15 protein-coding genes are annotated in these 14,903 nt (G+C 56.7%); 9 read left to right on the top strand and 6 right to left on the bottom strand.

The window, feature by feature from the left end:
- Positions 1–5: 5 nt before the first annotated feature.
- The gene (locus F8562_RS12530) at positions 6–674 is read right to left on the bottom strand and encodes a DUF1190 family protein (protein ID WP_004125303.1); all 669 of its coding nucleotides are present in this window, start codon (positions 672–674) and stop codon (positions 6–8) included.
- 169 nt (positions 675–843) lie between these two features.
- Positions 844–2,292, bottom strand: a complete 1,449-nt coding sequence (tolC, locus tag F8562_RS12525; protein ID WP_004854252.1) for an outer membrane channel protein TolC — start codon at positions 2,290–2,292, stop codon at positions 844–846.
- 195 nt (positions 2,293–2,487) lie between these two features.
- Here tolC and nudF point away from each other — a divergent pair, with 195 nt between their 5' ends.
- From nudF to parE, 5 genes are read left to right on the top strand one after another with little or no spacing between them, the layout of a single operon-like run.
- Positions 2,488–3,120, top strand: coding sequence for an ADP-ribose diphosphatase (gene nudF / locus F8562_RS12520; protein ID WP_004854249.1), 633 nt, complete (start codon positions 2,488–2,490; stop codon positions 3,118–3,120).
- Positions 3,117–3,539, top strand: coding sequence for a DUF1249 family protein (locus tag F8562_RS12515; RefSeq protein WP_014226874.1), 423 nt, complete (start codon positions 3,117–3,119; stop codon positions 3,537–3,539). Before nudF ends, F8562_RS12515 begins: the two co-directional genes overlap by 4 nt.
- A gap of 24 nt (positions 3,540–3,563) precedes the next feature.
- Positions 3,564–4,391 carry a 3',5'-cyclic-AMP phosphodiesterase gene (cpdA, locus tag F8562_RS12510; protein ID WP_014839570.1) on the top strand — a complete coding sequence of 276 codons (828 nt, stop codon included), beginning with the start codon at positions 3,564–3,566 and terminating at the stop codon, positions 4,389–4,391.
- Positions 4,391–4,966, top strand: a complete 576-nt coding sequence (yqiA, locus tag F8562_RS12505; protein WP_004854243.1) for an esterase YqiA — start codon at positions 4,391–4,393, stop codon at positions 4,964–4,966. Before cpdA ends, yqiA begins: the two co-directional genes overlap by 1 nt.
- 30 nt (positions 4,967–4,996) lie before the next feature.
- Complete coding sequence (parE, locus tag F8562_RS12500; protein ID WP_004854242.1) at positions 4,997–6,892, top strand: DNA topoisomerase IV subunit B; 1,896 nt, start codon at positions 4,997–4,999, stop codon at positions 6,890–6,892.
- A gap of 41 nt (positions 6,893–6,933) precedes the next feature.
- On the opposite strand, the gene F8562_RS12495 is transcribed toward parE, so the two are convergent.
- The 4 genes from F8562_RS12495 to qseB form a co-directional block, all read right to left on the bottom strand.
- Complete coding sequence (locus tag F8562_RS12495) at positions 6,934–7,248, bottom strand: putative quinol monooxygenase (RefSeq protein ID WP_004125281.1); 315 nt, start codon at positions 7,246–7,248, stop codon at positions 6,934–6,936.
- A gap of 91 nt (positions 7,249–7,339) precedes the next feature.
- Positions 7,340–7,921 (bottom strand): NAD(P)H-dependent oxidoreductase, encoded by a 582-nt coding sequence (locus tag F8562_RS12490; RefSeq protein ID WP_014226872.1) that lies wholly within the window; start codon positions 7,919–7,921, stop codon positions 7,340–7,342.
- Positions 7,922–8,027: 106 nt separating this feature from the next.
- Entirely contained in the window at positions 8,028–9,377 is a 1,350-nt protein-coding gene (gene qseC / locus F8562_RS12485) for a quorum sensing histidine kinase QseC (RefSeq protein WP_014839569.1), read from the bottom strand.
- Positions 9,374–10,033: a quorum sensing response regulator transcription factor QseB gene (qseB, locus tag F8562_RS12480; RefSeq protein ID WP_014226870.1), complete on the bottom strand. Its 660-nt coding sequence runs from the start codon at positions 10,031–10,033 to the stop codon at positions 9,374–9,376. Before qseB ends, qseC begins: the two co-directional genes overlap by 4 nt.
- 150 nt (positions 10,034–10,183) lie before the next feature.
- Here qseB and F8562_RS12475 point away from each other — a divergent pair, with 150 nt between their 5' ends.
- The 4 genes from F8562_RS12475 to plsC all read left to right on the top strand — a co-directional run bounded on the left by F8562_RS12475 (position 10,184) and on the right by plsC (position 14,849).
- A complete protein-coding gene (locus F8562_RS12475; protein WP_014839568.1) occupies positions 10,184–10,591 on the top strand; it encodes a YgiW/YdeI family stress tolerance OB fold protein in 408 nt (135 codons plus the stop codon).
- A 77-nt stretch (positions 10,592–10,668) separates the two neighbouring features.
- Positions 10,669–11,538 carry an AraC family transcriptional regulator gene (locus F8562_RS12470; protein ID WP_009651841.1) on the top strand — a complete coding sequence of 290 codons (870 nt, stop codon included), beginning with the start codon at positions 10,669–10,671 and terminating at the stop codon, positions 11,536–11,538.
- Positions 11,539–11,660: 122 nt separating this feature from the next.
- On the top strand, positions 11,661–13,919 hold the full coding sequence (parC, locus tag F8562_RS12465) for a DNA topoisomerase IV subunit A (RefSeq protein ID WP_014226868.1): 2,259 nt from the start codon (positions 11,661–11,663) through the stop codon (positions 13,917–13,919).
- A gap of 192 nt (positions 13,920–14,111) precedes the next feature.
- The gene (plsC, locus tag F8562_RS12460) at positions 14,112–14,849 is read left to right on the top strand and encodes a 1-acylglycerol-3-phosphate O-acyltransferase (RefSeq protein WP_004125254.1); all 738 of its coding nucleotides are present in this window, start codon (positions 14,112–14,114) and stop codon (positions 14,847–14,849) included.
- Positions 14,850–14,903: the final 54 nt, after the last annotated feature.

Below are 14,903 nucleotides of genomic sequence, written 5' to 3'. Positions count from 1 at the left end.
GTCGCTTAGCCGCCCATCGAGCGTGAAGAAGAGGAGCTTGCTGAGCTACGCTGCATGGTTGATTGCTTAGCGACCGAGTCGCCAAACCCGCCGCGCGTCACGGTGCTGGTGGTGGCTGGTTTTGGCGCCATCGCGGTTTTCGGCACGGTCATGGTACGGCCCGGCTGCGCTGCGCCGTAGCTCTTACCGCCCGCGTCGGTGTATTTACCATAGGCCGGGCTGGCCGGGTTTTTTGAGCTGAACAGCGGCTGCTGAGCGCCCATTCCGCCGCCCATCATCCGGCCCATCATGTAGCCAGCCATCAGCGGCATCCAGAAGCTGCCGCTGCTTTGCGCCTGGGCCTGGTTTTCCGGAGCCATGCCTGCCTGAGCCGGCGCCTGCTGGCACTGACCTTCACCGAATTCGGCGACGCAATCTTCACGGGAGGCGTATTTTGGCGCGGTACGCTCCGCTTCTTTGAGCGCGTTGTTGTAAGCGGTGGTGCACTCTGCGGATTTGCTCGGGTTAGCGGCAGAGCAGTCATCGGCGTTTTGATACAGAGAAACCGTTTCATCGCTTTGTTCACAGCCGGCGAGCATAAATACCGCCGTCACGGCGAGCGCAACGGGAGTTAAATGACGGGCGCTCCAGCTTTTGCGGAAGGAGGCGTGTTTAATATTTTTTGTCCGTTTCATGTTTGTCTTCCTGGACCCAGTGGTATGCGTTTTGTTAACGCTCAGGATAGAGGATGAGTGGTGGAAAATGAAGCGAATAGGGGCGGAAAGCGGGGGATCTTTACGTTGCCTTACGTTTAACGCTTCGCTTACCCGCCGGGTAAGCGAAGCGCGGACTGCGCAAGCTTGATTACTGGCGGAACGGATTGCTGCCGCTGGTGCTGCGGGCTGATGCCGGTTTTGCCGCGGCGGTGTTGCTGTAGCCGTCAGCGCTGGCATCCTGCTGCGGGTTCTCCGGCGCAACGCTATCCGGTGAAGTCGGAATCGCTTTACCCAGCGTGTTGTTCAGCGCAACCAGGTCCTGCTCGTTCAGCGTACCGAGCGCGGATTTGATGTTCAGCTCGTTAATCAGGTAGTTATAACGCGCGTTGGACAGCTGCTGTTTTGCGTTATACAGCGTGGTGGTCGCATCCAGGACATCGACGATGGTACGCGTACCCACTGAATAACCGGCTTCCATGGCATCCAGTGAACTTTGGGCAGACACCACGGCCTGTTTGTAGGCATTGATGCTGCTGATGGACGCGTTCACGTTGTTAAAAGAGGAACGAACGGTCTGTACCACGCTGCGGTGCGCGCTTTCCAGCTGCTCGCTGGCACCGACAAAGTTGTACTGCGCCTGTTTAACCTGGGAGTTCACCATCCCGCCCTGATACAGCGGCAGGGAGAAGTTCAGGCCGATTTGGTTCTGCCCGATATCTCTGTCCTGCGTGGTGTTTTTAGAGCCACTGTAGCTGTTATTAGATACGCTACTGGACGCGTTTAAATTCAGGGTCGGCAGATGCCCATCCTGCGCCTGGCGAATTTGCTCGCGCGCCAGGTCCTGGCTGAGCCGGGCCTGCAGCAGCGACAGGTTGCGGTTTTCCGCTTCTTTCAGCAGCGCGTTCACCGCCGACGGTTTAGTGGTTTTAAAACCATCAACGTTCAGCGAGGCCAGCTCCGGATAGTAGTTGCCGGTCACCTGACGCAGCCCTTCTACGGCGTTATCGAGGTCGTTGCGCGCGGTGACTTCATTCGCCAGCACGGCATCGTACTGCGAACGGGCGTTCTGTACGTCAGTAATCGCCACCAGGCCAACGTTAAAGCGCTGGGTGGTCTGATCTAACTGGCGGTAAATAGCCTGTTTCTGCGCTTCGGTATAGGAGAGCGTATCGATCGCGGCCAGCACTTTAAAATAGGCCGTCGCGGTGTTCAGAATCAGCGTTTGCTGATCCGTCTGATAGGTGACGTCCTGAATGCCGGCGTTCTTTTCCTGCAGCGTCAGCGCACGCCATTTCGACATATCAAACAGAACCTGCGTGAGCTGCAGCGAGCCGCTGGTGACGTCGGAATTCTGGTCTTTAGCATCACGGAAGCCGCTGGTATAGGTATAATCTGCACCCAGACCGAGCTGTGGCAATAACGGGCTACGCGCTTCGTTGATCTTCTCGAATGCGGCATCACGATCGGCTGCTGATTTACGCAGATCAGGGTTGCTGACACGCGCCTGCTGATAAACCTGCAGCAGGTTTTCAGCCTGGCTCATGGCGCTGAAGCCAGTCAGGCCCAGGCCGATAAGGATGGGAAAGAGTTTCTTCATTTGCATTCCTTGTTGTGAAGCATTTAGCGCTACTCAAATTCTAAAAATAATCACTGATTGTATAGAGTCTGTTACCGTAAAAAGTTGGCGTTATGTGCCATGGGGCGGTAATTTGCACCAATCTAGCATACGAGCCGTAAAACGGTAGCCACACCGCCTATAAATTCATAACTTCATGTTCTACAGGATATCGAAATGAGCGACGTCAATCAGCAGGGGATTACCTTCTCTAAAAACGATGTAGAAATTATTGCACGCGAAACGCTTTATCGCGGTTTTTTTTCGCTCGATTTATATCGTTTTCGCCATCGCCTGTTTAACGGCGGGATGAGCGGCGAAGTGACCCGCGAAATTTTTGAGCGCGGCCACGCCGCAGTCTTGCTACCCTTTGACCCGGTACGCGATGAAGTTGTGCTCGTCGAGCAGATCCGTATTGCGGCGTATGATACCAGCGCGAGCCCGTGGCTGCTCGAAATGGTCGCCGGTATGATAGAAGAAGGTGAGTCTCCTGAAGATGTCGCCCGTCGTGAAGCGGTGGAAGAGGCCGGGCTTATTGTTGGCCGGGTGAAACCGGTGCTGAGTTACCTGGCCAGCCCCGGCGGCACCAGCGAAAGGCTGTCTATTATGGTGGGTGAAGTCGATGCAACGACGGCAAAAGGAATTCATGGACTGGCCGACGAAAACGAAGATATTCGCGTTCATGTGGTGAGCCGGGAACAGGCTTACAGATGGGTGGAAGAGGGGAAAATCGACAACGCAGCCTCTGTCATCGCGCTGCAATGGCTGCAACTGCATTATCACAATTTACGAAACGAGTGGACAAAATGAAGCGTTATACGCCTGACTTTCCTGAAATGATGCGCCTGTGTGAAACCAACTTTGCCCAGCTGCGCCGCCTGTTGCCGCGAACGGATGCAGCGGGAGAAAAGGTGAGTTACCAGGTGGGCAACGCGCAATACCGATTAACCATCATCGAATCGACCCGCTACACTACGTTAGTGGCGATTGAACAGACTCTGCCTGCGGTGAGCTACTGGAGTCTGCCGTCAATGACGGTACGGCTCTATCACGATGCAATGGTCGCTGAAGTGTGTTCAAGTCAGCAGATCTTTCGCTTCAAAGCGCGGTATGATTATCCTAATAAAAAGTTGCATCAACGCGACGAAAAGCATCAAATTAATCAGTTTCTGGCCGATTGGCTGCGATACTGTTTTGCACATGGAGCGATGGCGATTCCGGTTTGTTAGCGTCGTGAAACCTAAGGACACCATTTGGAAAGCCTGTTAAACCTACCTTTGGCTGGTGAGGCCAGAGTCAGGATATTACAAATTACCGATACTCACCTGTTTGCTGAAAAACATGAAACGCTGTTAGGTATCAATACCTGGGAAAGCTATCAGGCCGTACTGGATGCGATCCACGCCTCACAGCGAGAGTGCGACCTGATCGTTGCTACAGGCGATTTGGCGCAAGATCACTCTGCCGCGGCCTACCAGCATTTTGCTGAAGGCATCGCGAGTTTTACTGCACCCTGCGTCTGGCTACCGGGTAATCATGATTTTCAACCGGCAATGTACAGTACGCTGCAGGAATCCGGCATCTCTCCCGCTAAACGCGTATTGCTGGGCGACCACTGGCAAGTATTGCTGATGGATAGCCAGGTGTTCGGTGTACCGCACGGCGAGCTGAGCGATTTCCAGCTGGAATGGCTTGAGCAGAAGCTGACCGAAGTTCCGCAGCGGTATACGCTGCTGCTGTTGCACCATCATCCCCTGCCGTCAGGCTGTAGCTGGCTGGATCAGCATAGCCTGCGCAATGCCGGGGCGCTTGATTGCGCGCTGGCCGCTTTTCCTCGCGTTAAGCATCTGCTCTGCGGCCATATTCACCAGGAGCTGGACCTTGACTGGAACGGACGGCGCATGATGGCCACGCCATCCACCTGCGTGCAGTTTAAGCCGCACTGCGCGAACTTCACGCTCGATACCGTCTCCCCAGGCTGGCGCTGGCTGGAACTGCATCCTGACGGCACATTGACCACTGAAGTTTGCCGCCTCGAAGGCGTGAAATTTCACCCGGATATCGCTTCAGAAGGATACTGATGTCTACGCTTCTCTATCTGCATGGTTTTAACAGCTCGCCTCGGTCGGCAAAAGCGACTGCGCTGAAAGCGTGGCTGGCGCAGACCTATCCTGACATCTCGATGGTGATACCGGAGCTCCCGGTTTATCCCGCGCAGGCGGCTGAGCATCTGGAGTCTATCGTGCTGGAGCATGGCGGTGAACCGCTGGGCGTTGTCGGGTCGTCGCTGGGGGGATATTACGCGACCTGGCTATCGCAGTGCTTTATGCTGCCCGCCGTGGTAGTGAACCCCGCGGTGCGCCCGTTTGAGCTGTTGAACAATTTCCTTGGCCCCAATGAGAATCCATACACGGGGCAGCAATATGTGCTAGAGTCTCGCCATATTTACGATCTCAAGGTCATGCAAATTGACCCGCTGGAAGCGCCGGATTTAATCTGGTTATTGCAGCAAACGGGTGATGAAGTGCTTGATTACCGCCAGGCCGTGGATTATTTCGCCTCCTGCCGACAAACGGTAGAGGAGGGCGGTAATCACGCATTTGTTGGCTTTGAAGATCATTTCACTCAGATTATCGATTTTCTGGGCCTGCGCTGAGCGGTTCAGAACGACCTACGAATACACACCATGACGCAATCTTCATATAACGCTGATGCCATTGAGGTACTCACCGGGCTAGAGCCGGTTCGCCGCCGTCCGGGAATGTACACTGATACCACACGTCCAAACCATCTTGGTCAGGAAGTTATTGATAACAGCGTGGATGAGGCCCTGGCCGGTCACGCGAAACGCGTGGAGGTGATTCTCCACGCCGATCAGTCGTTGGAAGTCATCGACGATGGACGCGGAATGCCGGTGGATATCCACCCTGAAGAGGGGGTTCCGGCAGTTGAACTGATTCTTTGCCGCCTGCACGCCGGGGGGAAGTTCTCCAATAAGAACTACCAGTTCTCCGGCGGCCTGCACGGCGTAGGGATTTCGGTGGTCAACGCCTTATCGAAACGCGTTGAGGTGAACGTGCGCCGCGACGGCCAGGTCTACAGCATCGCGTTCGAAAACGGCGATAAAGTAGAAGATCTCCACGTGACCGGTACCTGCGGTAAGCGCAATACCGGTACCAGCGTGCACTTCTGGCCGGACGAAAGCTTTTTCGATAGCCCGCGTTTTTCCGTCTCGCGCCTTTCTCATTTATTAAAGGCCAAGGCTGTTCTCTGCCCGGGCGTAGAGATTGTTTTCCGCGATCTGGTTAACGACAGCGAACAGCGCTGGTGCTACGCCGATGGTCTGACCGACTATCTTAGCGAAGCGGTTAACGGCCTGCCGCTGCTGCCGGAAAAACCGTTCGTCGGCACCTTCTCCGGCGATACCGAAGCGGTTGACTGGGCGCTGCTGTGGCTGCCGGAAGGCGGTGAACTGCTGACCGAAAGCTACGTCAACCTGATCCCGACGATGCAGGGCGGTACCCACGTTAACGGCCTGCGCCAGGGGCTGCTGGACGCCATGCGCGAGTTCTGCGAATACCGCAATATTCTGCCGCGCGGCGTGAAGCTGTCGGCGGAAGATATCTGGGAGCGCTGCGCCTACGTCCTGTCCGTGAAGATGCAGGACCCGCAGTTTGCCGGGCAAACGAAAGAGCGCCTCTCTTCACGTCAGTGCGCCGCGTTTGTTTCCGGGGTGGTCAAAGATGCCTTCAGCCTGTGGCTGAACCAGAACGTTCAGTCGGCAGAGCTGCTGGCGGAAATGGCGATCTCCAGCGCCCAGCGTCGCCTGCGCGCGGCGAAGAAAGTGGTGCGTAAAAAGCTGACCAGCGGTCCGGCGCTGCCCGGTAAGCTGGCGGACTGTACCGCCCAGGATTTGAACCGAACCGAACTGTTCCTTGTGGAAGGGGATTCGGCGGGCGGATCGGCCAAGCAGGCGCGCGATCGCGAGTATCAGGCGATCATGCCGCTGAAAGGTAAAATCCTGAACACCTGGGAAGTCTCTTCCGATGAGGTGCTGGCTTCCCAGGAAGTGCATGATATTTCCGTCGCCATCGGTATCGATCCGGATAGCGACGACCTGAGCCAGCTGCGCTACGGCAAGATTTGTATTCTGGCGGATGCCGACTCCGATGGCCTGCACATCGCGACGCTGCTATGCGCGCTGTTCGTCAGGCACTTCCGCACGCTGGTTAAACAGGGGCACGTCTACGTGGCGCTGCCGCCTCTGTACCGTATCGACCTCGGCAAAGAGGTGTATTACGCGCTTACAGAAGAAGAGAAAACCGGCGTGCTGGAGCAGCTTAAGCGCAAGAAAGGCAAGCCGAACGTGCAGCGCTTTAAAGGGCTGGGCGAGATGAACCCGATGCAGCTGCGCGAGACCACGCTGGATCCGAATACCCGCCGTCTGGTACAGCTGATTATCAACGATGAAGATGAGCAGCAGACGACCGCCATGATGGATATGCTGTTAGCGAAGAAGCGTTCTGAAGATCGGCGTAACTGGCTGCAGGAGAAGGGCGATCTGGCGGAGCTGGACGGATAATAAAAAATCGGCCGGGAAACCGGCCGATGTCGTTTGCTTGCTTAAATACCCGCTTCAAGAATACGAATATTCATTTCCAGTACGTCGCCTTTCACGGCTTCGCCGTAGGCTTTCATGTGCGGCGTCTGCAGGTGCGCTTCAAGATGCGCGACGCTTTCCCACTGCTCGACCATCACGATGGAATCTGGTGAAGTAGTCTGAAAACTGACGCCAGCGGCGTGATCCACCAGCGGCGCATAGCCGTGGCAGCCTTCTTCCTGGAGAACGGTCGGGGTAATTTTTGCGAACTGATCCAGCACCGCCTGACGATGGTGTTGGCCCGGACGAGTGCGAATTTCAGCGATCACTGTCAACATGGTTAACTCAACTCCTTCTGTATATTCTCATCATACTTCAAGCTGCCGCTAAAATGAGCCGCGCTTGTCGTCTTTTCATAACTCACTACAGTTAACCAAAAATTTCCGCCAGATGCTTGCGATATTCTGCCGTATAACGCGGAACATCGGGCATTTTGATCACATCGTTGGCGATGAAGGTGGGCAGGGCGCTCATCCCAAGGAACTGGTTGGCCTTATGGAATGGCAGGTACACCCCGTCGACGCCAACGCCGTGGAAGAACTGATCTTTCTCGGTGAACGCTTCCATCGGCGCGTTCCAGGTCAGGGACAGCATATATTTTTTCCCCTGAATCAGGCCGCCGGAACCATATTTCTTACTGGCGTCGGAGCGGGTGCGGCCATCGCTGGCATACAGCGCGCCGTGACCTTCGGTAAAGACATCATCAATGTACTTTTTCACCGTCCACGGTGCGCCCATCCACCAGCCCGGCATCTGCCAGATAACCACGTCTGCCCAGAGAAAATTCTGTACTTCTTCTTTGATGTCGTAGTCGCTCTCGGCGCGGACGACCTTAACATCATGCCCGGCGTCGCGCAGATAACCATCCGCGACCTCGGTCAGGGTGTCGTTCAGCTGGCCGTTAGAGTGGGCGAATTTTTTCGCACCGTTAATAATCAGGATGTTGCTCATTTTTTATCCTCAACTTTTCAATTTTGAGGCTAATTTTACCCCGCAGGGCAAAGCGGTAAAATGAGCAAAATGTGCAAAGTCTTTTGCTTTTTTAGCAATAATGCCGCTACCAGCGAATGCGCGCCTCGAATCCGCCGTCCCGGGCGTTGTCGAAGCTGGCCGTCATCCCGTGCAGCGCGGCGATGCGTTTGACGATGGAGAGCCCAAGGCCGCTGCCGGGCTGTTCCTGGCCGGGAGGGCGATAAAAGCGCTCGCCGATGCGCGTCAGGGCCTCGGCGCTGATGCCCGGGCCGTTATCGCGTACGCGAAATTCACCCGCATCAAGGATGATGTCGACCTGGCTTCCGGCGGCGCTATAGCGCACGGCGTTATCCAGAAGATTGCGCACCAGCAGGCTCAGCAGCAGCGGCTGGCCGGTGCGCGTGATGTTTTTCGCGTTCAGGTGCAGGCGTAGCTCAACGCCGGCCTGCTGGGCGGGGTGGTACATCTCCATGACCGCCGACTGCAGCAGTTCATCAAGGGCGATAGTCTGGAGATCGTCCAGCTGCGCCAGCGAATCCAGACGCGACAGGGTGAGCAGCTGGTCGACCAGGCGAGTGGCGCGATCGATCCCCTGGTGAAGCTGCGCCAGCGCTTTATCCAGCCCTTGCGGATCGTCCGTTGAGAGCTGGGCCACTTCGGTCTGCACCTTCAGCGCCGCCAGCGGGCTGCGCAGCTCGTGGGCGGCATCGGACGTGAAGCGACGCTCGCGGATCATGGTGTCATGCGTCCGGGTAAAGAGCTGATTTAGCGCGTCGACCAGCGGGCGAACTTCGCTGGGTACGTTCTCGCTATTTAGCGTTTCGGCGGAGTCCGGCGCCCGGGCGCGCAGCGTGGTGGCCAGCTTTTTCAGCGGCGCCAGCTCCCGGCTCAACAGCACGATGAGCAGCAAAAACATCAGCGGCAGCGCAACCAGCCAGGGCGTAAGCTGGGAGGTGACGATATCCAGCGCCATCTCGCGGCGGTAATCCCACTCCTGACCGACGGCGATACGATGGCGACCATCGCGGGTGGTAAGCCACAGGAAGCGCCACTCGTCATCGTCGCCGCGCAGGTAGCCATCGCTGAACCCCTCCCGATGGTTACCCCACTGGATATCCTGGCCATTTTCGCCATCGTTAAGCACCATTTTGCCGTCGGCGGTAAAGATAGCGAAAGCCAGCGCATCGTCATCGAGATGGCCATGTTTGACCTTTTTCTGCTCCCGTACCTGCGGAGCGAGGGTATGGAGTTCGTCAACATTCATCGCGCTCAGGCGGCGGGCGAACAGCAGCTGCTGGGTATCGAACAGTTTATCCAGTTTGTCGGCGGTTTGTTGCCAGGCCACAAGGCTGGCAATGCCCCAGGCGGCGCTGGTCAGCAGCAGGAAAAGCAGCGTCAGGCGGACGCGCAGGCTTAGTCTACCCAGTCGTTTCATGCGTCCCCCAGGGTATAGCCGATGCCGTGCACGGTGCGAATGAAGCCGCTGCCGAGCTTACGGCGCAGATGATGAACGTGTACTTCTACCGCGTTGCTGGAGACATCGTCATCCCAGCTATAGAGCTTTTCCTCAATCAGCTTACGCGGCAGCACGCGTCCGGCGTTGCGCATCAGGAGTTCCAGCAGAGCAAACTCCTTTGGCTTGAGCGGCAGGCTCTCGCCGTTTAGCGTGGTCGTGAGTCGGCCCGGATCGAGAACAACATTGCCGTGCCGCAGCTCGCTGCTGCTGTGGCCGTGGGCGCGACGCATCAGCGCTTCCAGACGCGCGGCGACTTCAACCAGTGCGAAAGGTTTGCAGAGGTAGTCATCGGCGCCGAGACGTAACCCTTCAACGCGCTGGCTGAGCGCGTCGCGGGCGGTGAGGATCAGTACCGGTTCGTGGCGGCCTTTGTCGCGCCATTCGCGCAGAATATCCAGCCCATCGATGCCGGGCAGGGTCAGGTCCAGAATAATGGCGTCGTAAGGGGCGTGGTACAGCGCGGCTTTGCCCTCTTCGCCGCGGGTAAACCAGTCGACGCTGAAGCCCAGCTTGGTCAGGCCGGTTTTAAGGCCGTCGCCGATCAGTTTGTCGTCTTCCACCAGTAAAATGCGCATTTTCTGCTCCTGTGTCCCTCGGATATTCCCGCAGTAAAGCGCGTTGCGGCGCGCGCTGTACAGGAATAAAATTTATTTTTTCCGCTTAAGAAGTCGTTAAGTTTTGCCCGGTGTAATAGTGACGATATAAACACAAAGGGAGAACACATCATGAAGAAAATCGCCGCAATGACCGCTATCATCGCCTTAGTTTCCATGCCGGTACTGGCCGCCGGGCAGGGCGGATTTTCCGGACCCGGCTCGACGCAAACCAGCCAGACGACCACGCAAAACGGCGGGTTCATTGGCCCGAACGGGAGCGTAACGACGGTTGCGAATGCGAAAAGCCTGCGTGACGATACCTGGGTGACCCTGCGCGGTAAAATCGTGGAGCGTATTTCCGACGACCTGTATAAATTCCAGGACAGCTCCGGCACCGTGAACGTCGATATCGATCACAAGCGCTGGAACGGCGTGACCGTGACCCCGCAGGATACGGTAGAGATTCAGGGTGAAGTGGATAAAGACTGGAACTCAGTGGAAATCGACGTAAAGCAGATTCGTAAAATCACGCCATAATTTTCTTATCATCTTAAGCAAGATCGGTCAGGAACCGCACTCCTCGCTCTGTCAGAGTATGTTTCCGGGAGGATGCGATGAACGATACTCAGGTAAGCCCGGCCTTTGCCGGGCGTTTTCAGCAAGTGTGCTTGTACATTGAACGCCATCTGGACACGCCGCTGTCGCTGGAGACGCTTAGTGCGATAGCCCACAGCTCGCCGTATCATTTTCACCGGCAATTCAGCGCCTATAGCGGGGTACCGCTCTATCGCTATATCCAGTGGCTACGTCTGCGTCGCGCCTGTTGGCGACTGGCGTTTAATCCACAGGAAAAGATTATCGATATTGCCCTTGATGCGGGGTTCCAGAATCCTGAGTCGTTCAGCCGTGCCTTCCGCAGCGCTTTCGCGCAAAGCCCCAGCCAGTTCCGTCAACAGCCGGACTGGCTGGAATGGCATCGACGCGTGCCGAAACATACGCTACAGGAGCAACACCCGATGGATGTTAAAATAATCCAGCTACCTACCACTCAGATCGCGAGGCTGCGGCATCGCGGCAACCCTGATTTAGTCAATGAGACCGCCGCGAAGTTTATCGCCTGGCGCAAGGTGAGCGGTCTGTCCCCGGTCGCCAGCTGCGCAACCTGGGGAATCTCCTGGGACGACCCCGCGGCCACGCCGGCTGACGATTTTCGTTTCGATATTGGCGGTACGGTCAGCCAGCCGGTGCCGGAAAACAGCTTCGGCGTGGTGAATGGCGAGATCCCCGGCGGACGTTGCGCAGTGGTGCGTCATCACGGCTCTCTGGACACGCTCGCGCAGAGCATCTGGTTTCTTTATCGCGACTGGCTGCCCGCATCGGGAGAGTCGCTGCGCGATTTCCCTGTTTTCTTTCGCTACCTCACTTTCGTGCATGAAGTCGGTGAACATGAGCTGCAGACGGACGTTTATCTTCCGCTGAAATGAAGGATGTCCACTGAATTCCTCAACCAGCCTAACGCCCTGTGACTCAGGGCGTCAGATAGGGTATTATCGCCGGTAGTTTTGCCGTCCGAACGGCCGGTACGCAGATTGAGGATTCACGATTAATGAGCGATATGGCAGAGCGCCTTGCGCTGCATGAATTTACGGAAAACGCCTACCTGAACTACTCCATGTACGTCATCATGGACAGGGCGCTGCCGTTTATTGGCGATGGCCTGAAGCCGGTCCAGCGTCGCATCGTCTATGCGATGTCTGAGCTGGGTCTCAACGCCAGCGCCAAGTTCAAAAAGTCCGCCCGCACCGTCGGCGACGTGCTGGGTAAATACCATCCGCACGGCGATAGCGCCTGCTATGAAGCCATGGTGCTGATGGCGCAACCCTTCTCTTACCGCTATCCGCTGGTTGACGGTCAGGGGAACTGGGGGGCACCGGACGATCCTAAATCCTTCGCCGCGATGCGTTATACCGAATCCCGTTTGTCGAAGTATGCTGAACTGCTGCTGAGCGAACTGGGGCAGGGCACCGTTGACTGGGTACCAAACTTCGACGGCACTTTGCAGGAGCCGAAGATGCTGCCTGCGCGCTTGCCTAATATTCTGCTCAACGGCACTACCGGCATTGCCGTCGGCATGGCGACGGATATTCCGCCGCACAACCTGCGTGAAGTCGCTCAGGCGGCCATTACCCTGATTGAAAAACCGCAGACCTCGCTGGACGATCTGCTGGATATCGTACAGGGGCCGGATTACCCGACCGAAGCGGAAATCATCACCCCCCGCGCCGAGATCCGCAAAATCTACCAGAATGGCCGCGGTTCGGTGCGGATGCGCGCGGTGTGGGCGAAAGAAGACGGCGCGGTGGTGATCAGCGCGCTGCCGCATCAGGTTTCCGGCGCCCGCGTGCTCGAGCAGATCGCCGCCCAGATGCGCAACAAAAAGCTGCCGATGGTGGATGACCTGCGCGACGAATCGGATCACGAAAACCCGACTCGCCTGGTGATCGTCCCGCGCTCTAACCGCGTGGATATGGAGCAGGTGATGAACCACCTGTTCGCGACGACCGATCTGGAAAAGAGCTATCGTATCAACCTGAATATGATCGGGCTCGATAACCGTCCGGCGGTAAAAAATCTGCTGGAAATCCTCTCGGAATGGCTGACTTTCCGCCGCGATACCGTGCGCCGTCGTCTCAGCTACCGTCTGGAAAAAGTCCTTAAGCGCCTGCATATCCTGGAAGGTTTGCTGGTGGCGTTTCTGAATATCGATGAAGTTATCGAAATTATCCGTCACGAAGATGAGCCTAAGCCGGCCCTGATGTCGCGCTTTGGCATCAGCGAAACCCAGGCGGAAGCGATTCTGGAGTTAAAACTGCGCCATCTCGCCCGGCTGGAAGAGATGAAGATTCGCGGTGAGCAGAACGAGCTGGAAAAAGAGCGAGACCATCTGCAGGCCATTCTGGCGTCTGAACGCAAAATGAATAACCTGCTGAAGAAAGAGCTGCAGGCCGACGCCGACGCCTTTGGCGACGATCGCCGTTCGCCGCTGCGCGAGCGTGAAGAAGCGAAAGCGATGAGCGAGCACGATATGCTGCCGTCCGAGCCGGTCACCATCGTTCTGTCGCAGAGCGGCTGGGTGCGCAGCGCCAAAGGCCACGATATCGACGCGCCGGGGCTGAACTATAAAGCGGGCGACAGTTTTAAAGCCGCAGTAAAAGGGAAGAGCAATCAGCCGGTGGTCTTTATTGACACCACCGGGCGTAGCTACGCGATTGACCCAATCACCCTGCCGTCCGCACGCGGACAGGGCGAGCCGCTCACCGGTAAGCTGACGCTGCCGCCGGGGGCGACGGTAGAACATATGCTGATGGAGGCCGATGACCAAAAACTGCTGCTGGCTTCCGACGCAGGATACGGGTTTATTTGTACTTTCAACGATCTGGTCGCGCGCAATCGTGCCGGTAAGACGTTGATTAGCCTTCCGGATAACGCGCACGTAATGCCGCCGCTGGTGATTGAGGATGAGTCCGATATGCTGCTGGCCATTACCGCAGCCGGCCGCATGCTGATGTTCCCGGTGAGCGACCTGCCGCAGCTGTCGAAAGGCAAAGGCAACAAGATCATCAGTATTCCGTCGGCGGAAGCGGCTGCGGGCCAGGATGGCCTGGCGCACCTGTTCGTTCTGCCGCCGCAAAGTACGCTGACGATTCACGTCGGCAAACGGAAAATCAAACTACGCCCGGAAGAGCTGCAAAAAGTCACCGGCGAGCGCGGCCGCCGCGGCTCTCTGATGCGCGGATTACAGAAAATTGACCGGGTGGAGATTGATTCACCGCGTCGCGCCTCCGCGGGCGATAGCGAAGAGTAGGAGCATCCTCCCCCGCGGTTTGGCGGGGGAGGTTAATATTTACCGCAAAATCGTTGTTTATTCAGGCATTGCGATGAACAATATCCGCCAGCGTCATTCGAGATGCGCAACGCGCTTTGCAATGATGCCCGATGCCTGCAATCTGCGAAACAGCGAGTATAATTCTAAGCGGTTTGGGTTTCAGAGGTAGCTATGCTATTTATTTTTCGACTAATTATCGTTGTCATCTATTGTATTCTGGTCTGCATCTTCGGCTGTATTTATTGTCTGTTCAGCCCGCGTAACCCTAAGCACGTCGCCACCTTCGGCCACCTGTTTGGCAAACTGTCGCCGGTCTTCGGCCTGAAAGTCGAGCTGCGCAAGCCAGCCGACGCGGAAAGCTACGGCAACGCTATCTATATCGCTAACCACCAGAATAACTATGATATGGTGACGGCATCAAATATCGTGCAGCCGCCGACCGTGACCGTGGGTAAAAAGAGCCTGGCGTGGATCCCCTTTTTCGGCCAGCTCTACTGGCTCACGGGGAACCTGCTGATCGATCGCAATAACCGGGCAAAGGCGCATGGCACTATTGCCGAAGTCGTGAACGCATTTAAAAAGCGCAATATCTCTTTTTGGATGTTTCCGGAAGGGACCCGCAGCCGCGGCCGCGGTTTGCTGCCTTTTAAAACCGGCGCTTTTCATGCTGCTGTCGCGGCTGGCGTGCCCATTATTCCGGTGTGCGTGTCTAATACATCGAATAAAATTAATCTCAATCGCCTGAATAACGGTCTGGTGATTGTAGAAATGCTGCCGCCGGTAGATACCAGCCAGTATGGAAAAGAGGGCGTTCGCGCGCTGGCCACGCACTGCCGCGAGCTGATGTCCGCGAAAATCGCTGAGCTGGATAAAGAAGTTGCCGAACGCGAAGCGGCCGCAAAGAAATAACACAGGAAACGCCGCAAACAGCGCGCGGATTGCTGGCGGGAAACGAATTCCCTT

Source organism: Klebsiella sp. RCJ4 (assembly GCF_009025755.1).
In the GTDB taxonomy this organism is placed as follows: Bacteria; Pseudomonadota; Gammaproteobacteria; order Enterobacterales; family Enterobacteriaceae; genus Klebsiella; species Klebsiella michiganensis.
The sequence above is the reverse complement of the archived record's forward strand: the minus strand, read 5'-3'. Positions and strand labels throughout refer to the sequence as shown.